Annotated in this window: 15 protein-coding genes and 2 pseudogenes; 12 read left to right on the forward strand and 5 right to left on the reverse strand. The window is 67.0% G+C overall.

The features are described from left to right. Positions 1 to 71: 71 nt before the first annotated feature. Entirely contained in the window at positions 72 to 614 is a 543-nt protein-coding gene (locus ACX9OW_RS04705) for a biliverdin-producing heme oxygenase (RefSeq protein ID WP_459062461.1), read from the reverse strand. 195 nt (positions 615 to 809) lie between these two features. Here ACX9OW_RS04705 and ACX9OW_RS04710 point away from each other — a divergent pair, with 195 nt between their 5' ends. Next, positions 810 to 1,109 carry a hypothetical protein gene (locus tag ACX9OW_RS04710; RefSeq protein ID WP_065175681.1) on the forward strand — a complete coding sequence of 100 codons (300 nt, stop codon included), beginning with the start codon at positions 810 to 812 and terminating at the stop codon, positions 1,107 to 1,109. Between the two features lie 13 nt (positions 1,110 to 1,122). Here ACX9OW_RS04710 and ACX9OW_RS04715 read toward each other — a convergent pair whose 3' ends face one another. Together ACX9OW_RS04715 and ACX9OW_RS04720 are read right to left on the reverse strand one after the other, a co-directional pair. Next, positions 1,123 to 1,608 (reverse strand): TspO/MBR family protein, encoded by a 486-nt coding sequence (locus ACX9OW_RS04715; protein ID WP_111186977.1) that lies wholly within the window; start codon positions 1,606 to 1,608, stop codon positions 1,123 to 1,125. A 66-nt stretch (positions 1,609 to 1,674) separates the two neighbouring features. Further along, complete coding sequence (locus ACX9OW_RS04720) at positions 1,675 to 3,870, reverse strand: AsmA family protein (RefSeq protein ID WP_459061994.1); 2,196 nt, start codon at positions 3,868 to 3,870, stop codon at positions 1,675 to 1,677. 77 nt (positions 3,871 to 3,947) lie between these two features. Between ACX9OW_RS04720 and ACX9OW_RS04725 the strand changes: the two are divergent. Then, positions 3,948 to 4,019, forward strand: a pseudogene (locus ACX9OW_RS04725) (CGNR zinc finger domain-containing protein); the annotation flags it as partial. A 24-nt stretch (positions 4,020 to 4,043) separates the two neighbouring features. Here the strand turns inward: ACX9OW_RS04725 and ACX9OW_RS04730 are convergent. Next, positions 4,044 to 5,291, reverse strand: coding sequence for an arsenic transporter (locus ACX9OW_RS04730; RefSeq protein ID WP_459061995.1), 1,248 nt, complete (start codon positions 5,289 to 5,291; stop codon positions 4,044 to 4,046). Between the two features lie 401 nt (positions 5,292 to 5,692). Between ACX9OW_RS04730 and ACX9OW_RS04735 the strand changes: the two genes are divergently transcribed. From ACX9OW_RS04735 to ACX9OW_RS04770, 8 genes and pseudogenes are all read left to right on the forward strand, one after another. Continuing rightward, complete coding sequence (locus ACX9OW_RS04735) at positions 5,693 to 8,830, forward strand: TonB-dependent receptor (RefSeq protein ID WP_053518517.1); 3,138 nt, start codon at positions 5,693 to 5,695, stop codon at positions 8,828 to 8,830. A gap of 137 nt (positions 8,831 to 8,967) precedes the next feature. Then, positions 8,968 to 9,726 (forward strand): SapC family protein, encoded by a 759-nt coding sequence (locus tag ACX9OW_RS04740; protein WP_283219304.1) that lies wholly within the window; start codon positions 8,968 to 8,970, stop codon positions 9,724 to 9,726. Between the two features lie 21 nt (positions 9,727 to 9,747). Then, positions 9,748 to 10,464 (forward strand): annotated as a pseudogene (locus ACX9OW_RS04745) (cupin-like domain-containing protein); the annotation flags it as partial. A 294-nt stretch (positions 10,465 to 10,758) separates the two neighbouring features. Continuing rightward, positions 10,759 to 12,291 carry a tryptophan halogenase family protein gene (locus tag ACX9OW_RS04750; protein ID WP_164152085.1) on the forward strand — a complete coding sequence of 511 codons (1,533 nt, stop codon included), beginning with the start codon at positions 10,759 to 10,761 and terminating at the stop codon, positions 12,289 to 12,291. A 197-nt stretch (positions 12,292 to 12,488) separates the two neighbouring features. Continuing rightward, entirely contained in the window at positions 12,489 to 13,982 is a 1,494-nt protein-coding gene (gene xylB, locus ACX9OW_RS04755; RefSeq protein WP_445394488.1) for a xylulokinase, read from the forward strand. Between the two features lie 46 nt (positions 13,983 to 14,028). After that, on the forward strand, positions 14,029 to 15,363 hold the full coding sequence (xylA, locus tag ACX9OW_RS04760) for a xylose isomerase (protein ID WP_197599976.1): 1,335 nt from the start codon (positions 14,029 to 14,031) through the stop codon (positions 15,361 to 15,363). A gap of 45 nt (positions 15,364 to 15,408) precedes the next feature. Beyond that, complete coding sequence (locus ACX9OW_RS04765) at positions 15,409 to 16,818, forward strand: sugar porter family MFS transporter (RefSeq protein WP_164152081.1); 1,410 nt, start codon at positions 15,409 to 15,411, stop codon at positions 16,816 to 16,818. A gap of 5 nt (positions 16,819 to 16,823) precedes the next feature. Continuing rightward, a complete protein-coding gene (locus tag ACX9OW_RS04770; protein WP_459061996.1) occupies positions 16,824 to 19,373 on the forward strand; it encodes a glycoside hydrolase family 3 protein in 2,550 nt (849 codons plus the stop codon). A 73-nt stretch (positions 19,374 to 19,446) separates the two neighbouring features. Here the strand turns inward: ACX9OW_RS04770 and ACX9OW_RS04775 are convergent, their stop codons facing one another. Then, positions 19,447 to 20,505: a LacI family DNA-binding transcriptional regulator gene (locus ACX9OW_RS04775; protein ID WP_053516379.1), complete on the reverse strand. Its 1,059-nt coding sequence runs from the start codon at positions 20,503 to 20,505 to the stop codon at positions 19,447 to 19,449. A 92-nt stretch (positions 20,506 to 20,597) separates the two neighbouring features. On the opposite strand from ACX9OW_RS04775, the gene ACX9OW_RS04780 reads away from it, so the two are divergent. After that, entirely contained in the window at positions 20,598 to 22,772 is a 2,175-nt protein-coding gene (locus ACX9OW_RS04780; protein ID WP_459061997.1) for an alpha-glucuronidase family glycosyl hydrolase, read from the forward strand. A gap of 50 nt (positions 22,773 to 22,822) precedes the next feature. Next, positions 22,823 to 24,751 carry a sialate O-acetylesterase gene (locus tag ACX9OW_RS04785; protein WP_459061998.1) on the forward strand — a complete coding sequence of 643 codons (1,929 nt, stop codon included), beginning with the start codon at positions 22,823 to 22,825 and terminating at the stop codon, positions 24,749 to 24,751. The last annotated feature ends 2 nt before the right edge of the window (positions 24,752 to 24,753 follow it).

Here is a 24,753-nt window from a genome sequence, read left to right on the forward strand (position 1 = left end):
GGGCCGGGCGGAATGGAATGGTGACGGAAAATGCTGCTGCCGCATACCGTCCGGACGATGTGAATGCCTGTTCACGCATTGCTGAACACTTCAGCTGCGCAACGCCGCACGAATGCAAACGCCTGTTGAGCCGCGCTGCAGGCCTGCTGGCGTTGCTGCTGCGTGAGGGGTTCCGCATCCAGATGCGCGCGGGTGATCCGCCATTGCTCGGCCACGCCTGCAGGCGAAGGTGCAAGGTGACGGGCGCCATGGCCGGGACCCAGCCCCAGCGCGGCGGCGTACTTGAGCAGGACGGCCGAACCCAGGGCAGAACCCTCGACGGTATACAGCCAACCCAATGCCGACGCACGGGATGCGTGCTGCAGCCTGGGACGCCAGGCATGCGCGCGTGGCAGCGGGGCGCCCATATCCAGCAGATCCTGTTCAACCAGCTGCAGTCGTGCCGTTGCCGGAAGCATCAGCCCGTCCATGTACAGCGGCGCGGCGGCGTGGTGGAAATGCCATTGGACCTGGAGAAAGCGCCCGTAGCGCAATGTGGATTCGAACAGGCGTTGCCCGATCAGGAACGCATCGAGGCTGCCGTGCACCGACCGCGTGGCGTCCCTCAGGTACACGCTCAACGGACTACCGGCAGACTGCTGGCAGCGGGCGGGTGGATCGGAGGACGGCAATGGACTGTGCATCTGCGGCACCCTAGCAGAATCGGTCCGCGGCCCGCACAAGATTTCGCGGTCACTGCATGTGCACTGCACACCCGCTGCACGCCGGTTTCCATAACGTACGCAGGACACTTCCACTGGCGCTCCGTCGTGAACCTGCACACACCCCCGAACACGTCCCACTCCATGCGCGCGATGCCGGACAGCTGCCAGTTCCAGCTGCTGGATGTGGATCTTCTGCAGGACCCCGGCACCCGCCGCATCGTTCACCTGTATTCCATGGTGGCACGCTGCCTGCGCTGCGAGACGGTGTTCAAGGCGGTGGAGGGGCAGGGCCTGGTCAGTATGTCGGCCATCCGCGTGCTGCGCTGCCCGACCGGCTGCGGGCAGCAGTCGCTGAAGGGCGCGACCCTGCGCAGCTGGCAGCCTGCGCCTGAAGCAACCGCCTGAAGCGCGCACCGCCTTACAGGGCCCCGGGGTTGGCCTGCCACACCGCGTAGTTGAGTACGGCAGCGAACCCTACCCACAGCAGATAGGGCAGTAGCAGGATCGCCGCCAGCGTCCGGACGCGCGCGAAGGCAATCACGGTGGCGATGATGAGCGCCAGCAGGGCCAGGATATCCACGAAGGCGAGCGCACCCTGTTTCCATCCGAAGAACAGCCAGCTCCATGCGGTGTTGGCTGCCAGCTGCACGACGTAGAGCGCCAATGCCACCGTGTTGGGGCGCCGTTCCTTCTCGCGCCAGACCAGCCACGCGGCCACTGCCATCAGCGCGTACAACACCGTCCAGACCGGTCCGAACAGCCCGGCGGGAGGCGCCCACGCGGGCAGCGACAGGGTGGAGTAGAAGTCCGATGCCGAGATCGAGGCCCGTGCGCCAAGCGCCGCTGCCACGAAGGTCAGCGTAAGCCAGCCGGCCAGTCCAAGGGCCTGCGTTGTTCGTTTCATCGGGCATCCTCGCGTGGGTCTCGAACCAATACGAACGAGTGGCACGTTTGGATGCAGCGCCGGCCGTCAGTCCCCAGGCGCTTGTCGCGCAGGTGCCGCCGAGGCGGGCAGCAGGGAGGGGCGCTCATCAAACCACTCGCGGGCCTTTGCCAGGTGCCAGCGGCGCTGCTCGCCGTCGAGCTCGAGGCCGGCGCCGAGCACGCCCCAGCGCAGATAGAGATCGCCGCGCTTGTGCTGACCGGGAAGATCGAGGCGGGCGCGGACGGACCACCGGTCATTCTCCGCAGTCAGCTCGTCCAGGGTGAGATGCCCCGGCCGCCAGCGCAGTACGGTCTGCGCATCGACCTGGCCAGCGTCGAGCAGCGACAGCACCCAGCGCGGATAGTCGCCGCGCTCGGCAAACACCGCCAGCAGGGGCGAGGCATCGCTCATTGCCACGGCGCCACGTGCGTCCACCTGGAACGGCGACTGTGCATCGATGCGCCCGGACTGGATGTCGATACGTCCGCGCCACGGCGTCTTGCGTGCGACACCGGCCATCTGGATGTTGCGCAGCTCGACGGTGCTGCCGGAGACGTCGAAATGGCGGTCAGTGAAGTTGCCGCGGCGCAGGGCTGCATCCAGCTGCACGTCGCCGGCCAGTGACAGCCCGGCGACCTGCGCACGTGCCTGCCGGCCCAGCAGGCGGGCGCTGCCCTGGCCGATGCGACCATTGGTGTCCAGCCGCATCTCGCCGCTCACCTGGCCGGTGCCGCCGAGCAGCCGTACCTGGTCCGTGCCCAGATAGCGGTTGTAGGCCGCCAGGTCCGGAATGGTGGCGTCACTGAAACGCAGGTGCGCGCGCACACCGTTGCGCAGCTCGCGGATACGGCCGTCACCGCTCAGCGTCACCTGCAGATCGCGGCCATCGAACAGCCGTGTGCGCGGCGCGTCCGTCGGGTTGGCAGTGAAGCGGGGCAGGCGTACCGACAGCTCGGCGCGGGTGGGCGATCCGCCCTTGAGCTCACCATGCGCGCTGGCCGTGCCCGCCATCGTCACGCCGGCAATACCGGCAACCGCTTTGGCGGAGGGAATGTCGACCGTGCTGCCCGCCACCAGTTCACCGTTGCGGAGCTTCAGATCCGCCTGCAGGACGCCGCCGCCATCGAGCTGCAGCCAGGGTTTGCGAACGAACAGCGCGGGGATCCAGTTGAGCGAGGTGAAGGTCCACTCGCCGCGCACCGTTCCCGAGGTCCGTTCGATCAACTGGTCGATCTGGCGGAAAGGAATCTCACGGCCAGCAATCCGCAGATCGGCGTCCAGCGCTGCGCCCGTTCCTTCTTTGGGAGGCAGCCGGGCCTGCAGCCGAATGTCGTCGGCGGTGTTGAGTTGCAGGGCCAGAACGCCACGGCCGGGAGCGCCGTCACCGAGCAGCAGGGGCAGGTGCCACAGCGCGTGGCTGCCGGGCTGCAGGCGTCCATGGTCCATGCGGATGTCCATCTGCAGTCGCCCCGGCACCGGGGCACTGGCGATCCGCGGCTGCGCCAGGCCGGTATCCAGGCGCAGCCCCTGGCTTCGTGCGTTGACCTTGAGCGCAGCCCGCAACAGGCCCAGTTTGGCCAGGCCGGGCGCCTGGTCGCGGAAATGGCGGGGATAGCTGAAGCGGGACGTGAGTTCTGTGTCCCCCAGCAGCTGGACGCCGTCATAACTGACGTCGGCGGCATCGAATCGGACCTGGGAGTCGAACAGTTCCGACGGACCGCCGCGCAGTTGCTTGAGGAAACCGACCGTTCCGGCTCCCTTGCCGATGATCAGCAGCTTGCCCAGCCGGGCACTGCGGATGCTGTCGCTATGGATGGCGTTGAAGCGCAGCGTCCACCCGCGGGTGCCGCGGGGGGGCGAGGGGACGACCTGATCGACGCGACTGACGTCGGCCGAAACACCGGTCGCCTGCAGCCGCGGCACCCGGACTTCGCGCCGGAACAGGGGGAGGAGGGCAAGGCGCGCACTGGCACGTTCCGCATGCAGCACATAGACCGTGTGGTTGACGTGGCCGCGCATGTGCACGTTCCAGGCGATCACGTGGCCCGGCACCAGTGTGATCGCCGGGCCCGTGGTCATCACGAACTTCTGTGGCTTGCGGTTGGTGACGTTGTCGAACAGCGGCGTGTTGAGGAAGACGTTGCCCGCCAACAGATAGGCTGCGTAGAGGCCGAGCAGGATGTAGAGCGCTGTGCGCCACCGGCGAGGCAAATGCTTGAGGTGCGCGCGGACTGCTGCCATGAACGCTCAACATGATGACGAACTCCGGCCACTATGGCCGAGTACCGTGGTTCACCATGTGAAGTGACTGGCGGCGCTGGTGCAGCATGGCCCAGTGCGGAAACCGCATGAAGGTGGCGGCGTTCCGCTCGCGCAGGCAGCCGCACTGAACCCTGTGCCGGACCAGCGATGGCTCAGAGCAGCAGCAATGCCCCGAGCAGCGCGGGCGGCATCACCAGTACGCCGATGCGCAGGAAGTCGAGCCCGCTGACATGTTCGCCTTCGCGACGCAGGGCCACCAACCACAGCAGGGTCGCCAGCGAACCGGCCACCGACAGGTTCGGGCCGAGGTCTACACCAATCAGCAGTGCCGCGCGCGTCTGCGCCGGCAGGTCGGCCATCTGCCCCAGTGAGCCTGCGGCCAGGCCCACCGGCAGATTGTTGGCGAGGTTGCTGAGCAGGGCTGCGGCCGAGCCGGCCAGCCACCCGGCCTGCTGCGGTGAGGTGCGGGCAAGGGACTCCAGCGCACTGGCCGCCATCTGTATCACGCCGGTCTGTGCCACGCCTTCGACCAGCACGAACAGACCTGCCACCAGCGGCAGCACGCCCCAGGACACGTTGCGCAGCAGCGGCAGCGGACTCTGGCGCTGGCGAAGGGCGACGGCGACGACGCTCGCGCTGCCTGCGCAGAAGGTCACCAGACCCAGCGGGCCGTTCAACGCCGACGTCACCAGCAGCGCTGAGCCGGTGAACAGCACGCCGTAAGCACTCAGGCGACCGCCAGCAGACAGGGGGCGATGTTCCGGCGCCGGGGCCAGTGGCTGCGCGATCTCGCGGCGGTGCACCCAGCGCAGGACCAGGTAGGTCGCACCGATCGCCGCCAGCGACGGCAACGCGAACTGCGCCAGCCACTGCTGCAGCGGTGGCATGTGCCTGCCATACACCACCAGATTGGCCGGATTGGAGATGGGCAGCACGAAGCTTGCCGCATTGGCGATGAACGCACAGACGAACAGGTAGGGCAGGGGATTGGCGCGGGCCGCCCTGCACGCGGCATAGACCGCAGGGGTCAGCACGACCGCGGTCGCGTCGTTGGAGAGGAATACCGTCACCAGCGTGCCCACCAGGAACACCAGGTCGAACAGCCGCCGCCCGGAGCTCCCCGCGTGCCGCACCGCGTACAGCGCCAGCCAGTCGAACAGGCCTTCCCGCCGCGCGAGCTCTGCCAGAACCATCATCCCAACCAGGAACAGATAGACATCACCGCCTTCGGCGACCGCGCCCAGGACCGTGCCGACCTGCATCACACCGGTCAGCGGCAGCAGCGCCGCCGCCACGACGGCCCAGACATACTCGGGCAGGCGGAAAGGACGGAACAGCAGACCCACGGTGGCGAGCGCCACCGCCGACCAGATGATGGCGGAGGAGTAGGAAGCGAGCATGGGGAGGGGGAGCAGGAAACGCGGCATCATACCGTGTGGGTCGCGCCGCGGCCGCGTGTGCGATGCGCACAAGGGGACTGCCGCGGGAATGATTTGCTGCGCTGCACGGTGACAAGCGGGAACCAGGGTGATTAGTCTGCGCCTCAACGCGATGGTAGCGCTACCAATAGATTCGGGGTTTGGGTCCAGGGGCTGCCTTCTTTACCGCGTGTTCGTCCTGGCAGGCTTGAAAGCGAGTTTGAGTCGCGGCGCGTCCGGCGCCCGCGATGTTCGGTTTGGAATACGGGCCTCGCCCGTGCGTGCCCCTGGGAGGGGGCGGTACATCCATTCGATCGTATGTCATAGGGGACTTTCATGAGCGCTCGCAGTTTCCGTGCTACTCCAGACCCGAGGACCCGTCCATGAGCCGGACCTTGGCGAAGTTCCGCTCCAGGGCCATGTTCACGTTCGTCGGCGGCGTCCTGGTGATCAATCCCGCCTTCGCACAGGAGGCCTCCACGACCACCGCACAGCCGCCTACGGCGCAGACGCAGCCCACGCAGCCTACTCAGCTGGACGCGGTGCAGGTGACCGGTATCCGCAACAGCCTCAGCCAGGCCATGGACATCAAGCGTGATTCGGCTGGCGTGGTGGACGCGATCAGTGCCGAGGATATCGGCAAGTTCCCCGATACCAACCTGGCGGAGTCGCTGCAGCGCATCACCGGCATCTCCATCGAGCGTCGTGACGGCGAAGGTGCACAGGTCACTGCACGTGGCTTCGGTCCGCAGTTCAACATGGTGACCCTCAACGGACGCCAGATGCCCGGTGCCGATGCATTCGGTGCGTCCGGGCAGGTCGCCATCGGTGGCGTCGACGGTGGCACCCGCGCCTTCAACTTCGCGCAGCTGGCCGCCGAGGCCATCAACGGCATCGAGGTCTACAAGACCAGCCAGGCGCAGGTACCCAGCGGCGGCATCGGCGCGACGATCAACATCCTGACCGCGCGGCCGCTGGATCACGAAGGGATCATCGCCAATGCCGGCGCGAAGCTCGTCTCGGACCGCAGCCAGCCGTTCGACAATGATCTGACGCCGGAGCTGTCGGGCATCTTCAGTTACAGCAACCCGGAAAAGACCTTCGGTGTGAGCCTGAGCGCGAGCCAGCAGAAGCGCAAGGGCGGCTCGGTGCAGGCCACGGAGAACTACTGGAACGTGCAGCCGTGGACGGGCTCGATGCCCGGCAACCCGACGGTGGTCAACGCGCCGGAGATCGGCCAGCTCTATGCACGCCCGAACGACCTGCGCTATGCATTCTCGGAGTTCGAGCGGGAACGCGTGAACGGCCAGGCGGTTCTGCAGTTCGCGCCCACGGACAGCCTGACCCTGACCGTGGACTACACCTACTCGACCAACGAGATCACCGAGAACCGTGGCGAGCAGGGCATGTGGCTGCAGAACAGCAACTACACCAACGTCCAGTTCGATACCAGTGGTGCAGTGGCCACCCCGGTCTACATCCGTGAGATCGCCGGCACCAAGGATTTCGGGTTGGAACAGCAGCGCAGCATGCAGGAGTACAAGCTGGGATCGCTTGGCTTCAATGCCGTGTGGAATGTCACCGACCGCTTCAAGCTGAGCTTCGACGCACACAATTCGAAGAACGAGAGTCGTCCGAATGATCCGCTCACCGGCGGCGGCTCGATCTTCATGAGCATTGCCGGCACCAACAACTGTACCCGTGGCCCCCATTGCGGTGGCTCCTGGGTGCAGGAACTGGAGTTCAACAATGGTCTGCCGGTCGGCACCCAGACCTGGTATCCCAGCACGGCAGATGCGATCGCCGGCACCAACGGCGTGGTCAACCCGGGCTTCCAGGAGGGCGAGATCGGCACCCAGGTGCTGCGTGTCAACGCACAGTCGCAGGTGAGCGAGATCAAGCAGGCCCGCGTGGACGGCGAATGGAACTTCGACCAGGGGCGGTTCCAGTTCGGCGTGGACACCAACAAGTCGACCACGCACCGCATCCAGGCAGCCGAGGCCTACTCGACCCTCGGTGACTGGGGCGTGGCCAACGTGAACCGGGATACCGATGCCGGGCTCATGGATCTGCTGCGTCCGGTCAACATCGTCGGCCTGTTCGACGACTACAGCGCCAGCAGCTGGCCCGCATGGCGCGGCAACGCCGGCCAGCTCGCACAGTGGGCGGCGGACGAATATGGCGTGGGACTGGGAGTCAGCCCGCAACGCGCGGCCGACAACTTCGTGGAAGAGAAGACCAAGGCGGCCTACTTCCAGGTGGAACTGGATGGTCAGCTGGGCAGCATGCGCACCAATACCCGGCTGGGCGTGCGCTACGAAACCACCGACGTGGTCTCGACCTCGGTCATCGCCGTTCCCGAGTCCATCGAGTGGCAGGCCAACAACGATTTCCGCATCGTGCTGTCCGATGAGCAGCAGCCCTTCACCGAGAAGGCAAGGTACAGCTACATCCTGCCCAATCTCGATTTCAGCATTGATTTCACCGATGAGCTGAAGGGCCGTGCCTCGTTCGGCAAGAGCATCGCCCGCGCGCCCTACGGCAATCTGTATGCGGGCCCGGGTGCACAGCAACCGTTCGGGTCGGTGCTGATCGATCCGTCGTCGCGCGCCAGCGGCAATGCGCAGAATCCCAGCCTGAAGCCGCTGGAATCGGACAACCTCGACCTGGGGCTGGAGTGGTATTTCGCCGACGCCAGCTATGTGTCGTTGACCTACTGGAACAAGTCGGTCGACAACTTCATCGGCAATACCGTTGTCCAGGAGAGCCTGTACGGGCTGACCGATCCCACGTCCGGCCCGGATGCGCGTGCGGCTCTGGACTTCCTCACCAGTGCAGCCTGCGTCTCCCAGGTCGGTGCCGCCAATGCGGCCGCCTGCTCGGCCAACGACACCTCGCTGTTCACCGCGCTGGCGTTGCTGCGCAACAACCCCGCCGGACTGGCGGCCTACAACGGAACCGACGCGCAGGTGCTGGCCACCGAAGCGGCCTACGATCTGTATGGCCAGGCGGACGATCCGCTGTACCAGTTCAATGTCAACCGCCCGATCAACCAGAACAAGTCCAAGCTGCACGGCTGGGAGCTCGGCGGGCAGTACTTCTTCGGCGACACCGGTTTCGGCGTGCTGGCCAACTACACGATCGTCAGCGGCGACGTCGGCTACAACAATGGCGGCGATCCGGGCATCGACCAGTTCTCGCTCACCGGTCTGAGTGATACCGCCAACGCCATGCTCATGTACGAGAAGTACGGCTGGTCGGTCCGCCTGGCGTGGAACTGGCGCGACCAGTACCTGATCCTGGCCAACCAGGGCGCCAGCCGCAATCCCTACTATGTGGAGGCTTACGAGCAGTGGGATCTGAGCGTGAACTACACGCTGGACGACCACTGGTCGTTCGGACTGGAAGCGATCAACCTGACCGGCGAGGACGTACGCTGGCGCTCGCGCACGTCGCAGATGATCGTGAAGCTGGCTGACCAGAGCCCACGCTACATGCTGGGTGTCCGCTACAAGTTCTGAGTCTGGCGACGGACCCGTCCGGCACGGTACCGTTGTCCCGGCAACGGTACCGCGCGGGCCTGTCCTGACGCAGCACCTGTCGCACGTGCCGGCGGTACCCTGCCGGCCACTGGCCCCGCACCGGACTGGACATCCTGATGGCCCGCTATGAAATGCTCAACAACATCGCCCATCGGGACCTGAGGGTCGCCACCGGCTTCGGCCCCGAGTTCGGCGACGCCGTGGGCATGGTGCCGGCCTATCCCAGCGAGTTCGCCGAACTGCAGCGGGAATATCCCATCTTCCTGCGCAAACAGGCCGGATCGGGCGAATGGCAGGCCGTCGCCCTGCTCGGGTTTGAACAGCACGAGAACCTGTTCCTGCAGGACGGCCGCTGGAACGCCTCCTATCTTCCTGGAGCCGCAGCGAAGGGGCCGTTCCTGATCGGATTCCAGGAGCATTACGTCGACGGTGTGCTCACCCGTGAGGCGGTGATGCATGTCGATCTGGACCATCCCCGGGTCAGCACCGAGGCCGGCGAGCCGTTGTTCCTGCCGCAGGGTGGCAACACCCCCTACCTGGACCACATCGCCGGCGTGCTGCGTGGCATCCATGATGGCAGCGCGTTCGGCGCCGCGATGTTTGCAATGCTCGAGGAAAGCGGACTGATCCAGCCGATCACGCTCGACGTGCAGATCACGCAGCATCACCGGGTGAGCGTGAACGGATTGCACGGCATCGACCGTGAGCGCCTGGCGCTGCTGGACGACTCGACGCTGGCCGCGCTGAATCGCGCTGGCTGCCTTGAGGGCGCCTACCTGATGCTGGCGTCGCTGCACAACATGCGCCGCCTGATCGCCGAGAAGCAGCGGCGCCTGCGCGCGCAGGATGCAGCAGCGTCCACGGCCAGGAACTGAGGGCGGGCGATGGGGGCTGCGATGCGGATACTGGAGGGCATCGATCCTGCTGCGCTGCCCCTGGCCTCGCTGGTCGAGGCCGGAGAGCCGGTAGTGCTGCGAGGCATTGCGTCACACTGGGCGCTGGTCGAGGCTGGACAGCGCTCCACGCTGGACGCGCTGGCCTACCTGGGCGGCGTCGACGCGGGCGTGCCCATCCAGTACTCGTTCGGCGGGCCGGACATCGACGGGCGCCCGTTCTACACCGCCGACTTCAGCCGGCTGAACTTCGAGGTCCGTCGCGCATCGCTCAGCGAGGTGCTGGACGGGATCGCCTCGACGCTGCATGAGCCAAGGCCGCCCACCTACTACGTGGCGTCGCTGCCGGTGGAGCGGGCATTGCTGCCGGCATTCGCACAGGCCAACCAGGCAGGGTTGGCAGGGCAGGGCATCGACGCGTTGGCCAGCATCTGGATCGGCAACCGCGTCACCGCATCGTGCCATTTCGATACCCCCGACAACCTTGCGTGCTGCGCGGTGGGCCGACGCGAGTTCACGCTGTTCCCGCCCGAACAGATCGACAATCTCTACCCAGGTCCGCTGGATCCCACGCCTGGCGGCCAGGTGGTGAGCGTGGTGGACTTCGAACGTCCCGACTTCGACCGGTATCCCCGCTTCAGGGAGGCCCTGGCGAGTGCACGCAGCGCAGTGCTGGAGCCAGGGGATGCCATCTTCATTCCCAGCATGTGGTGGCACCATGTGCGCAGCCTGGCGCCGTTCAATGTGCTGGTGAACTACTGGTGGCGTAGCTCGCCGGCCTTCCTCGGCTCGCCCCTGCCGGCGCTGCACCATGCGATGTGGGCCCTGCGCGATCTGCCCGCGCGTGAAAAGAAGGCGTGGGAAGCGCTCTTCCAGTACTACGTATTCGGCCCCGGCGAGCGCGCGGGGCAGCACCTGCCCGACGATGCGCGGGGGGATCTTGCACCGTTCGACGAGCAGCGCGCGCCGCATGCGCGCGATGCTGCTGGGCAGACTCAACCGCTGAGGGGCACCGTGATCGATACCGCGAGCACAGCAGAAGGGCGCATCCGCAAGGTGGTCATTGCCGGCGGTGGCACCGCCGGTTGGCTGGCCGGATGTGCGCTGTCCCATCAATTTCGCGACCAGCTGGACATCACCCTGGTCGAGTCCGAGCAGATCGGTACGGTCGGTGTCGGCGAGTCCACCGTACCACCCATCCGCACTTTCCATCACTTTCTGCAGATCGACGAGCAGGAGTTCCTGCGCGCGGTGGCCGGCACGTTCAAGCTGTCGATCTCATTCGAGAACTGGCGCCTGCCGGGCGAGCGCTTCTTCCATCCGTTCGGCACCATCGGACATGGCACCTGGGCCACGCCGTTCCACCATTTCTGGCTGGACAGCCTCCGCCGCGGGATGCCATCGGACCTGGGCGATTTCTGCCTGGAGAGCGTCGCCTCGCGCGACGACCGCTTCTCGCTGCAGACCCAGCCGCAGCCCAGCTACGCCTATCACTTCGATGCCGGTCTCTACGCCCGGTTCCTGCGCCGCAGAGCCGAGGCGCACGGCCTGCGACGGGTGGAGGGCAGGATCGCCGAGGTCAGACAGCATGCGCATGATGGTTCGGTGCAGTCGCTGGTGCTGGACGACGGGCAGGTCATCGAGGGCGATCTGTTCATCGACTGCACCGGCTTCCGTGGCCTTCTGATCGAGCAGACATTGAAGACCGGCTATGAGGACTGGCACGAATGGCTGCCGTGCGATCGTGCCGTCGCGGTACAGACCGAATCAATCGCGCCGCCGGTGCCGTACACCCGGGCCATCGCCCATGAAGCCGGATGGCGTTGGCATATCGCGCTGCAGCACCGCGTCGGATGCGGGCTGGTCTATTCCAGCCGGCACATGTCCGATGATGAGGCGAGGGCGAAGCTGCTGCGCGACGTGGGCGCACCGCCGCTGCGCGAACCCTGGCAGGTGCCCTTCCGCAGTGGACGCCGTCTGCAGGCCTGGAACAGGAACGTGGTTGCGCTGGGGCTGGCCAGTGGCTTCATCGAACCGTTGGAATCCACCAGCATCCATCTGACGATCAGCGCCGTGGTGCGGCTGATCCAGTTGTTTCCGTTCGATGGGATCGCGGCCTCACTGGTGCAGCTCTACAACGAGGTCAGTCGCCAGGAGATGGAACACGTGCGCGATTTCATCATCCTGCATTACCACGCCACCCAGCGCGAAGAGCCGTTGTGGAAGGCGTGCCGCGAGATGGCGGTGCCCGAGTCGTTGCAGCAGCGGCTGCGCGCCTGGCGTGAGCGCGCGCACGCGTGGCAGGACCCCGGCGAGCTGTTCCGGGTCGAGTCGTGGACCAGTGTGCTGCTTGGCCAGGGCATCCAACCGGGCCGCCCGCACCCGCTTGCGCGGGCACTGAGTGACGCCGACCTGCGCACGCTGCTGAAACGCATCCAGCAGCCGGTGCGGCAGGCGGCCACGCAGATGCCATCGCAGGCGGAATTCATCGACCGCTATTGCCGGTCGGGCCCCGAGGTATGGCACGCGAACAGGGCGGCGTCGTAACAGGTCTGCCTGCAGATGCCGCGACGGCGAGCAGGGTTTTGCGTTGCAGCACGCTTTTTCCGCCGCGGCTGGTTACAGTGCGGCATCACGGCGGGCGGCACGCACGCCGTGCAAACGAGGAGGCAGTGCAACAAGGCCTCCTTTTTTGAATGTCAGAAATGGTAGCGCTAACTTTTCGGTGTTCGGAGGCGGTTTCGATGGGTCTGGTTGCCGGTGTCGACGCAGGAACGCAGAGTTTGAAGGTGCTGGTCTACGACCCGGAGGGGCGTGCCGTTGTCGCCCGCACCAGCGCGGCGCTGGAGATGAGCAGCGGCGCCGATGGCAGCCGGGAACAGGTGCCGGCCGACTGGGTGGCGGCGCTGCGCACCTGCTTCGACGGGATTGATCCATCGCTCCGGTCACGCATTGCAGGTCTGGCCGTATCGGGCCAGCAGCACGGCTTCGTGCCGCTGGATGCGGCGGGCGACGTGCTGGCGCCGGCCAAGCTCTGGTGCGATACCAGCACGTCGGCCGAATGCACCCGGATCATGGATGCCGCCGGCGGAATCGACCGGACCATCGCGCTGGCCGGCAATCCGATCCTTGCCGGCTATACGGCCTCCAAGCTGCCGTGGACGAAGACGCATCGCCCGACAGCCTATGCGCGGCTGGCGACCATCCTGCTGCCGCACGACTATCTCAATTTCGTGTTGACCGGGCAGCGGTTCTGCGAGCACGGAGATGCCTCCGGCACGGGCTGGCTCGATGTGCGCACGCGCACGTGGTCGCAGGCGCTGCTGCGCGCCACGGATCCGGACCGCGATCTTGCCGCCTGCCTTCCCCCCATCGCCCCACCTGATGCGTTGTTCGATATCGACCGCGCGGCTGCCAGCATGCTCGGACTGCCGGTGACGGTGAAGGTGGCGGTCGGCGGTGGCGACAACATGATGGCGGCCATCGGCACCGGCTGCGTCACGGAAGGCCGCCTGGCGATGAGCCTGGGAACGTCGGGCACGTTGTTTGCCTACTCCGATTCACCGGTGATCGATCCGGGCGGGGCCTGGGCCGCCTTCTGCTCTTCCACCGGCGGCTGGCTGCCGCTGATCTGCACGATGAACTGCACCGTCGTGACCGAGCAGGTAGCGAGTACCTTCGGTTTCAGTACGCGTGACGGCGATGCCCACCTCGACGCGACGTCGCCCGGCGCTGGCGGATTGGTCATGCTGCCGTTCCTCAATGGCGAGCGCACCCCCGACCTGCCGCTGGGCAAGGGCGTGCTGGCCGGCCTGGACACCCACAACTTCACGCCGGCGCACATCTACCGCGCTGCCATGGAAGGGGCGACCTACAGCCTGAAGTTCGGCTACGACGCGTTCAGACGCGCCGGCATGCAGTTCGACCGCATCGTGCTTACCGGGGGTGGCAGCAACAGTGCCGCGTGGCGGCAGCTGGTGGCCGATGTGTTCGGACTGCCGGTCGACGTGCCGGTGCAGGCCGAAGGCGCGGCATTCGGTGCGGCGCTGCAGGCCCTGTGGGCCATAGGGCGGTCGCAGGGTGATGCCGCGCCGATCAGCGAGGTCACCGCGCAGCATGTCAGCTTGGACCCGGCACTGTCCGCGCGTCCGGATTCCGGCCGCAGTGCGGCCTATGCCTCCGCCTATTCGCGTTTTCTCCGCCATCTCGAGGCCGTCACGCCGCTGCAGCGCGGCTGAGGTCCGCCTCCCTCCAACATCCCGCACAACGACAGGAGCACGTACCATGACCACGCAGCCCTTCATCGGCGCCAAAGAGTACTTCCCCGGCGTCGGCCGCATTCCGTTCGAGGGCAGGGACTCGGACAATCCGCTCGCGTTCAAGGTCTACGACGCGAACCGGGTCATCGGCGGCAAGACCATGCAGGAGCACCTGCGCTTCGCCGTGTGCTACTGGCACACCTTCTGCAACGCCGGCCACGATCCGTTCGGACCGGGAACCCGGCAGTTTCCGTGGGAGGCCGGTTCGCCGCTGGCCACTGCAGAGGCGAAGGTCGATGCAGCCTTCGAGTTCTTCACCAAGCTGGGCGTGCCGTACTGGTGCTTCCATGACATCGACCTGGCGCCGGATGCAGACGACATTGGCCAGTACCAGAAGAATCTCACGCACATGGTGCGCCTGGCCAAGGCCCGCCAGGACGCCACCGGGGTCAGGCTGCTGTGGGGTACGGCCAATCTGTTCTCGCACCCGCGCTACATGAACGGCGCATCGACCAATCCTGATTTCGCCGTGGTTGCCCGTGCCGCGGTGCAGGTGAAGGCCGCGCTGGATGCCACCGTCGAGCTGGGGGGCGAGCACTACGTGTTCTGGGGTGGGCGCGAAGGCTACGCGTCGCTGGCCAATACGCAGATGAAGCGCGAGATCGAGCATTTCGCGCGGTTCCTGACGATGGCCCGCGACTACGGCCGCAGCATCGGCCTGAAAGGCAACTTCCTCATCGAGCCCAAGCCGATGGAGCCGATGAAGCACCAGTACGATTTCGACAGCGCGACCGTGGTGGGCTTCCTGAAGGAGCACGGGCTGGACAAGGACTTCAAGCTCAACATCGAAGCGAACCACGCCACGCTCTCGGGGCACACCTTCGAGCATGACCTGCAGGTGGCCTCCGACCATGGCCTGCTTGGCAGCATCGATGCCAACCGTGGCAATGCGCAGAACGGGTGGGACACCGATCAGTTCCCGAGCGATCTGTACGACACCGTAGGCGCGATGCTGGTCGTGCTGCGGCAGGGTGGCCTGGAGGGCGGGCTGAATTTCGACGCCAAGGTGCGCCGGGAGTCGACTGACCTGGAAGACCTGTTCATTGCCCACATCGGCGGCATGGACGCGTTCGCACGAGGTCTGGAAGTGGCACACGCACTGCTCACCGAGTCGCCGTGGGAGCAGTGGCGCAGGGAGCGCTACGCCAGCTTCGACACGGGGGCCGGCAAGGATTTCGAGCGCGGCACGCTGAGCCTTGCCGACCTGGCCACGCTGGCCGCCGATATCGGCGAGCCGCGCCAGACCAGCGGCAAGCAGGAACGCTACGAGAACCTGCTCAACCAGTATCTGCTGCGCTGAGCACGGCAGCATCAAGGCGGCAATGGAGCGATCGAGGGGATGTCGATGAACCAGGCAGCAGATGGCGGAGAGAACACACGGCTGATCGTTCTGATCAGCGTGGTGGCAACGATTGGCGGGTTCCTGTTCGGGTTTGACAGTGGCGTCATCAACGGCACCCAGGACGGCCTGCACCAGGCGTTCCGCTCCGGGGAATGGATGCAGGGCTTCGAGATCGCCTCGATGTTGCTGGGCTGCGCCGTGGGCGCCTTCAGCGCCGGCAGGTTGGCCGACCGGCTGGGGCGGCGCAATGTGCTGATCCTGTCGGCGGTGATGTTCCTGCTGTCGGCGCTGGGGGCCGGCGCTGCGGGTTCTTCCGCGTGGTTCATCGTCGCGCGGGTGATAGGGGGATTTGCAGTTGGCGCGGCGAGCGTGATTTCACCGGCCTACATCGCCGAGGTGGCACCCGCCCGTTACCGTGGCCGACTGGCTACGGTACAGCAGATCGCGATCATCAGCGGGCTGACCGCAGCGTTCCTGTCCAACTATCTGCTGGCCGCCGCCGCCGGGGCATCGACGGAGCCTCTGTGGGCAGGGCAGGCCGCCTGGCGCTGGATGTTCTGGATGCAGGCGGTGCCCTCGCTGGTGTTCCTGCTGCTGTTGCTGACCATCCCCGAGAGCCCCCGCTACCTGGTGGTGAAGCGGCGCAAGGAGGACGCACTGCGGGTTCTCACCCGGCTGCTGGGCCGCGACAAGGCACAGCTCACGCTCGACGAGATCGAGGCCTCCCTGTCCACCGACCATCATCGTCCGCGGCTGTCCGACCTGAGGAGCAGGGCGACCGGGCGGATCCGTCCCATCGTCTGGGTGGGTGTCGGCCTGGCCTGTTTCCAGCAGCTGGTCGGCATCAACGTGGTCTTCTACTACGGCGCCGTGCTGTGGCAGGCGGTCGGGTTCTCGGAGAACGACGCGCTGCTGATCAATGTGCTGTCCGGCGCACTGAGCATCGGCGCATGCCTCGTCACCGTGCTGCTGATCGACCGTATCGGTCGCAAGCCGCTGCTGTGGATCGGCTCGGTGGGCATGTCCGTATCCCTGGCGCTGGTGGTGGTGGCCTTCGCCAGCGGCTCGCTGGCCGACGGGCACCTGCAGCTGCCGGGCCGCATGGGCACCCTGGCGCTGGTCGCCGCCAATGCCTACGTCGTGTTCTTCAATCTGTCCTGGGGACCGGTGATGTGGGTGATGCTGGGCGAGATGTTCCCCAACCAGATCCGGGGCTCGGCACTGGCCGTCGCCGGTGCAGCGCAGTGGACGTCGAACTTCGCGGTCACGGTGACGTTTCCGATGCTGCTGGCCGCGGCCGGGCTGGCGGCAACCTACAGCATCTACCTGGTGGCCGCGGTGGTCTCGGTCGTGTTCGTGCTGCGCCATGTGCACGAGACCAAGGGCAAGGAACTGGAGCAGATGGAAGGATGAGCGCCATGACATCGCAGGATTCCATGCGCCGTGCCGGCGCGCTGATCGCCGGACTGATGCTGGCGCTGGTCGGTTGCAAGGGGGGAGACCGGCCAGCGCAGGCCGCCGCTACCGAGGCTGATCCATGGCCACAGGTGGCCTGGCCCCTGGCCGACGATGCCGCACTGGAGAAACGCATCACCGACCTGATGGCCGGCATGACCGTGGAGGAAAAGGTCGGCCAGCTGGTGCAGGGAGACATCGCCAGCATCACCCCCGACGACGTGCGCAGATACCGGCTCGGCTCGATCCTGGCCGGAGGCAACTCCGATCCTGGCGGTCGCTACGATGCATCGCCCGCCGAGTGGCTGGCGCTGGCGGACGCGTTCTACGACGCCTCCATGGACACCTCGCAGGGTGGAAAGGCAATTCCGCTGCTGTTCGGCATCGACGCGGTGCACGGGCAGAGCAACATCATCGGCGCCACGCTGTTCCCACATAACATCGGGCTCGGCGCTGCTCGCAATCCCGAGCTGCTGCGCAGGATCGGCGAGATCACCGCGCTGGAGACACGCGTCACCGGCATGGAATGGACGTTCGCGCCAACGGTCGCGGTTCCGCAGGATGACCGCTGGGGGCGCACCTACGAGGGCTATTCGGAGTCTCCCACCGTAGTGGCCAGTTATGCGGGTGCCATGGTGGAGGGCCTGCAGGGCAGGATAGGGTCGCCTGACTTTCTTGATGGCCGCCATGTGATCGCGTCGGTGAAGCACTTCCTGGGCGATGGTGGCACGACCGGCGGGAAGGATCAGGGCGACACCCGCATCAGCGAGGCCGAGCTCGTGCGCATCCATGCGGCCGGCTATCCGCCGGCGATCGCTGCCGGAGCACAAACCGCCATGGCGTCGTTCAACAGCGTCAACGGCGAGAAGATGCACGGCCACCGGCACTACCTCACCGACGTGCTGAAAGGGCGGATGAACTTCGGCGGCTTCGTGGTCGGCGACTGGAATGGCCATGGACAGATCAAGGGCTGCACGACCACCGACTGTCCCGCCACCATCAATGCGGGCCTGGACATGGCCATGGCGTCGGACAGCTGGAAGGGCTTCTACGAAACCACCCTGGCAGCCGTGAAGGACGGCAGGATCACTGCTGAGCGGCTGGATGATGCGGTGCGCAGGATCCTGCGGGTGAAGTTCCGCCTGGGCCTGTTCGAGGCGGGCAGGCCTTCCACCCGGGCGGTCGGCGGCCAGTTCGCGCTGATCGGCGCCCCTGAGCATCGCGCGGTGGCGCGGCAGGCGGTGCGCGAGTCGCTGGTGCTGCTGAAGAACCAGAACGGCATCCTGCCGCTGTCGCCAAAGCAGCGGATCCTCGTGGCCGGCGACGGTGCCGATGATGTCGGCAAGCAGGCCGGCGGCTGGACGCTGAACTGGCAGGGCACCGGCACGACCCGCAAGGACTTCCCCAATGCGGACACGATCTTCGAGGGTATCGCGCAGCAGGCCAGGGCCGCGGGGGGCGAGGCCACGCTTGCCATCGATGGCAGATACACGACGAAGCCGGATGTGGCAGTGGTGGTGTTCGGTGAAGATCCGTACGCCGAGTTCCAGGGCGACCTGCCCACGCTGGCCTACAAGCCCGGCGATGAAACGGATCTGGGATTGATTCGCCGGCTCAAGGAAGACGGCATTCCAGTGGTGGCGGTCTTCCTGAGCGGGCGACCTCTCTGGGTGAACCGGGAAATCAATGCCGCGGACGCCTTCGTGGCGGCGTGGCTGCCGGGATCGGAAGGCGGTGGCGTTGCCGACGTACTGCTGCGTGGTCCGGATGGCCGCATGCAGCACGACTTCAAGGGCAGACTCAGCTTCAGCTGGCCACGTACGGCCACGCAGTACGCCAACAACGTCGGCCAGAAGGACTACGCCCCGCTGTTCCCGTTCGGCTTCGGTCTGAGCTATGCCGACAAGGGCGATCTGGCGGCACTGCCGGAAGTTTCGGGCGTCACCGGCAACGAGGGGGCAACCGGTGTCTTCTTTGCCCGCGGCGATGCAGGTGCCGGCATGGCGCTGCGGCTGGAGGATGGTGCCGGGCAGGGCATGACCGTGATCAGCGTGCCGGATGCACTGGCAGATGACCGTCTGAAGATCACCGGTGTGGACCATCTGGCCCAGGAGGACGGCCGACGTCTTGCCTGGTCGGGTCAGGGGGAAGCCGTGGCCGCACTGCAGTCGCACACGCCGCTGGACCTGCAGCGGGAAGCCAATGGTGATCTGATGCTGTTGACCACGCTGCGTGTCGACGTGGCACCACGTGGCGAGGCGTGGTTGTCGGTGGGCTGTGGTGCCGGGTGCTCGGCGCGCATCGCCATCGGGCCCACGCTGGCGGCGCTTCCGGTCGGCCAGTGGACGCGCGTGGGCATTCCCCTGAAATGCCTGGCTGCGGCCGGAGCGAAGGTGGGTGCGCTGGATCGGCCGTGGTCGGTGGGGACGGCTGATGCAATGACGATCTCCGTGTCCCGCGTGGCGCTGGGCGCGCTGAACGAAGCCGAAACCACCCTCGGATGCGGTGCGTGATGGCATCCTGCCTGGAGGCCAGCGCGCTGGACACAGGCACCGTGCGGGTGCCGGCATGACACGGGCCTGTGCGCTACCGGTGCGTGGGCGGGGCCGCCACCGAATCGCGTGCGATCAGGCGATGCGGCACGACATGATCCCGCAGTACGGGGGCGTTTCCGGCCGGGCGACGGATGGTGCGCAGCAGGATATCGATGGCAGCATTGGCCATCGAGGCGATCGGCTGATGGATCGTCGTCAGTTCCGGCCACACGGTGGTCGCGGCCGATGTGTCATCGAAGCCCACCACCGACAGGTCGCGGGGAACCTCCAGGCCGCGTCGGTGCGCCACGGAGATGGCGGCTGCCGCCATGTCATCGTTGCTGGCGAAGATGGCCGTCGGTGGCCGACGCTGGGACAGCAGCTTCTCAGCGGCGGCCAGTCCGGACCGGTAGGTGTAGTCGCCGTGCTGGACCAGGCCGGGTTCCACCGACAGTCCGGCTTCCTGCAACGCGGTGACGAAACCATCGTAGCGACGCGCACTCGCGCTCAGATCCCGGCGCCCGCGGATGAAGCCGATGCGGCTGTGGCCCTGCCGGATCAGGTGCTCGGTCATTTCCTTGCCTGCGTTGAAGTCGTCGATGCGGACGCAGGACAGGGCCTCGCTCAGGCGCCCCGATGCGATGGCCACCACCGGGATGCCGGCCTTCACCAGTTCACTCACGGCCGCCTGCGATTCGCACAGCGGCGGCGGCAGGATCACCCCGTCGACGCGGCTGGCCAGGGCACGCGCTGCCGTGCGCTCGGACTCATCGTCAAGGTTGTCCCAGTAGTCGATGACCAGTTGGATGGCAGAGCTGGACGCGACGCGCAGCAGCCCGACCAGCAGTTCGCGCAGGTAGGCACCGCTGGGATTGGTATAGATCAACGCAATGCGCGTATGCTGCGCAGCGGCCAGCGAACTGGCCGCCAGATTGGGCGTATAGCCCAGCTCACGCACGGCACGCATCACCCGCTCGCGGGTGACGTCCCGCACCTTGCCCTGGTTGATCACCCGCGACACGGTCATCGGCGAAACGCCGGCAAGGGCCGCAACCTCGTCGATCGTCACGCCCGCGGTTCTGCGGCGAACCGATTTCTTCGGCTTGTCCAATGCACGATCCCTTTGTTCTTGGTGGCGTTGCCGCGCAGGTGCGAGGGCAGATGATGAACCGTTCCGGCGCCGGTCGTAGTCTACAAAGTCGAATGTTAACGCCGTTGTTCCGTGCTGTCGGCGGACGGCTGTGCGCCGCCCTTGCCTTGCTGGCATGCGCCGGTGGCGCACATGCGGAGGATGGCTACGCATTGTGGATGCGCTACGTGCCGGCGGCCGTGGAGGTCGCTGCCGGCTATCGGCTGCAGCTGGGCGAGGTGGTCGCCCCTGACCAGACGCCCACCCAGCGCGCCGCGCGTGATGAACTGGCGCGCGGCCTTCCCGGGGTACTGGGAACGGCACCGCCCATCCGCACGGACCTCGCCGGTGATCACGCCCTGGTGCTGGGCACGCCGCAGTCCTCGATGCTGGTCGCGCCGTTCCGCGAAGACATTGCCACCTTGGGCGAGGATGGCTACCTGATCAGGAAGGTCCGCAGCGGAGGACGCGATCTTCTGCTGGTGGCGGCACGGCAGGACATCGGTGTGCTGTACGGCGTGTTCCACCTGCTGCGGCTGCTGCAGCGTGGCGGATCGCTGGAGTCGCTGGACGTGCGGGAATCGCCCCGGGTTGCGCTGCGGGTGCTCGATCACTGGGACAACCTGGATCGCTACGTCGAACGCGGCTACGCGGGCAGCTCCCTGTGGGACTGGCAGACCCTGCCGCAGTGGCGTGACCCGCGCTATACCGACTACGCCCGCGCCAACGCGTCGCTGGGCATCAATGGCACCGTACTGAACAACGTCAATGCCAGCGCCCTGAGCCTGTCGCCGGCCTATCTCGCCAAGGCCGCCGCGCTGGCGGACCTGTTCCGCCCCTACGGCATCCGTGTGTACCTGAGCGCACGCTTCAGCGCGCCCATCGAGCTCGGCGGCCTGGCCACGGCCGATCCGCTGGATCCGGAGGTGCAGCGCTGGTGGCGGAAAAAGGTCGAAGAGATCTACGCCCTCATCCCGGATTTCGGCGGCTTCCTGGTCAAGGCGAACTCGGAGGGCCAACCGGGCCCGCAGGATTACGGCCGCTCCCATGCCGACGGTGCCAACCTGCTGGGCGATGCCCTGGCGCCGCACAACGGCGTGGTGATGTGGCGTGCCTTCGTCTACTCGCACGAGGTGCCGGAAGATCGCGCCAAGCAGGCCTACGGTGAGTTCATCGGCCTGGACGGTGCCTTCCGCCGCAACGTGATCGTGCAGGTGAAGAACGGGCCGATCGATTTCCAGCCCCGCGAGCCGTTCCATCCGCTGTTCGGCGCGATGCCACGCACGCCGTTGATGATGGAGTTCCAGATCACCAAGGAGTATCTGGGATTTGCGACGCACCTGGTGTACCTGGGCACGCTTTACGAGGAAGTGCTGCGGGCCGACACCCGGGTACGCGGACCGGGCTCCACGGTCGCGCGCGTGGTCGACGGTTCGCTGCACGGCCACGGGCTGACCGGCATCGCCGGCGTCGCCAACATCGGCGTGGACCGGACCTGGAGCGGCTCGCACTTCGATCAGGCCAACTGGTATGCCTTCGGGCGGCTGGCCTGGAATCCGCAGCAGTCTGCCCGCGCCATCGCTGAAGACTGGGCCGCGCTGACGTTCTCGCCGGACCCGCAGGTGACCGGCCCGATCGTGCGGATGATGATGGCCTCGCGCGAAGCGGCGGTGGACTACATGACCCCGCTGGGCCTGCATCACCTCATGGCCCGTGGGCATCACTACGGCCCCGGTCCCTGGGTGGATGGGGGGCCGCGCGCCGACTGGACGTCCGTGTACTACCACCGCGCGGACCGGCACGGCGTGGGCTTCGACCGCACCTCAGCCGGGAGCAACGCGGTATCCCAGTATGCCCCGGCGGTCGCCGCGGAGTACGGCGACCTGGCGCGGGTGCCGGAGTCGCTGCTGCTGTGGTTCCATCATGTGCCGTGGGATCACCGCATGCGTTCGGGGCGGTTGCTGTGGGACGAACTGGTAGGACGCTACTCGCGTGGCGTGCGCCAGGTGCAGTCCCTGCAGGCTACCTGGGCAACCCTGCAGGGCCGGATCGATCCACAACGCTATCAGCACGTGGCCGCGTTCCTGCAGATCCAGCAGGAGGAGGCGCAATGGTGGCGCGATGCCAGCGTGGCGTACTTCCAGTCGCTCAGCGGCCGGCCGTTGCCGCCCGGCGAACCGCCACCGCCGCACCCGCTGTCGTATTACCAGGCATTGCAGTTTCCTTTCGCACCGAGGGATGGACGATGAGCATGATCGGACGGGCCGGGAGGGCGGCCTTGCTGCTGGCCCTAGCTGCAATGGCCGGGTCCGTCGCGGCACGGGAGCCGGCGGCGTTGCTGCATCCGCTGTTCCAGGATCATGCCGTCCTGCAGCGTGATCGGCCGATCGCGGTCTGGGGCCAGGCGCCTGCGGGGCAGGAAGTTTCCGTGACCTTCGCCGGGCAGGCGGTGACCACGCAGGCGGATGCCACGGGCCGATGGCACGCCACGCTGCAGCCGACTCCGGCAGGCGGCCCCCACATGCTGCAGGCAACGTCCGGCAAGGACATCCAGATCGCCCGCGACATCCTGGTCGGCGATGTCTGGCTGTGCTCCGGACAGTCGAACATGGAGCTGCCCGTGTGGCGCGCGCTCAATGCAGGCAGCGAGATCGCCTCCACCACGCTGCCGACGATCCGCCTGTTCACCGTGCCGCAGGCCGCGGCGGTGCAGGCGCAGACGACATTCCAGAGCGCGGTTGCCTGGACGCCGGCATCGCCCGCCACGGTGCGCGACTTCTCCGCGACCTGCCTCTACTTCGCACGCGAGCTGCAGCGCACGGTCGCCGTGCCGATGGGATTGATCCAGGCCGCCTGGGGCGGCTCGCGGATCGAGGCATGGACCAGCGTCGAGGCGCTGCGCGCGCAGCGGGGCATGGCAGAGCCCCTGGATATCCTCGCGCTGTATGCCGGTGACCCCCTGGCGGCACGCGCACGCTGGGGGCGGTACTGGCAGCAGTGGTGGGTGACGCGCGATGAGGCTGTGCCCGGCGCAGCGCCGTGGCGCGCGGAGGCCAGCGACAGCGGATGGCAACCGGCGCCGGCAGCGCTGGGCGCATGGGAGCATTGGAACGTCCCGGCGCTTGCCGATTACAACGGCATGGTGTGGTATCGCACGCAGGTCACGCTGAGTGCGGAACAGGCGGCGCAGGGCGCGACGCTCGAACTGGCATCCGTCGACGAGACGGACATGACCTGGGTGAACGGTGTCGCCGTGGGTAGCCAGTATGGCGCCGGTGAGCGGCGCTATCCGCTGCCGAAGGGGCTGTTGGAGGCTGGGTCCAACAGTGTCGTGGTCAACGTGCTGGACACCTACGGTGAAGGCGGCCTGGCCGGCCCTGCCACCGCACATGCGGTGATCCTGGAGGACGGTCAGCGGGTGGTGCTGGATGCGTCCTGGCAGTACCGGATGGCACCTGGCGGACAAGCGCCCCCGTTCGCTCCCTGGCAGGCGGCGACGGGTCTATCGACGTTGTACAACGGCATGATCGCGCCGCTGGGCGCGTTCGGACTGCGCGGCATGCTGTGGTACCAGGGGGAGTCGAACACCGGCGACGGCGCCGGATATGCGGCACTGCTGCGCTCGCTGCGGGATGACTGGCGACGCCAGTTCGGTGCAGGCACGCCGTTGCTGCTGGTGCAACTGGCTGGCTATGGCCAACCGCCCGTCGCCCCTGCGGACAGCGGATGGGCGCAGGTGCGCGACGCACAGCGCCGGGTCGCGGCCGAAGATCCCCGCAGTGGCCTCGCCGTGGCCATCGACATCGGCGATGCCTACGACATCCACCCACCGAACAAGCAGGAACTGGGTCGCCGTCTGGCCCGGGTCGCGCGCCACGTCATCTACGGCGAGCACGCAGTGGCCCCGTCAGGGCCGGATGCGGCCAGGGCCCTGCGCGTGCCGGCAGGCGTGGCCGTGGAATTCGAGGATGTCGACGGCGCCCTGGCAGCAATCGGTTCGAAGCACCCCATCGGCTTTGAACTGTGCGATGCCGCTGCCCCGCGCTGTGAGTACAGCGACGCCGACCTGGATGGACACCGGGTGGTGTTGCGCAGCCTGCCTTCCCTGCGCCCGACGCATGTCCGCTACTGCTGGGCCGATGGCCCGGTGTGCACGCTGCGTGACAGCAGCGGGGCGCCGGCCGGTCCGTTCGAACTTCCCATTGCCGACGCCGAGGCCCGACGATGAAG

Source organism: Stenotrophomonas genospecies 5, assembly GCF_054473825.1.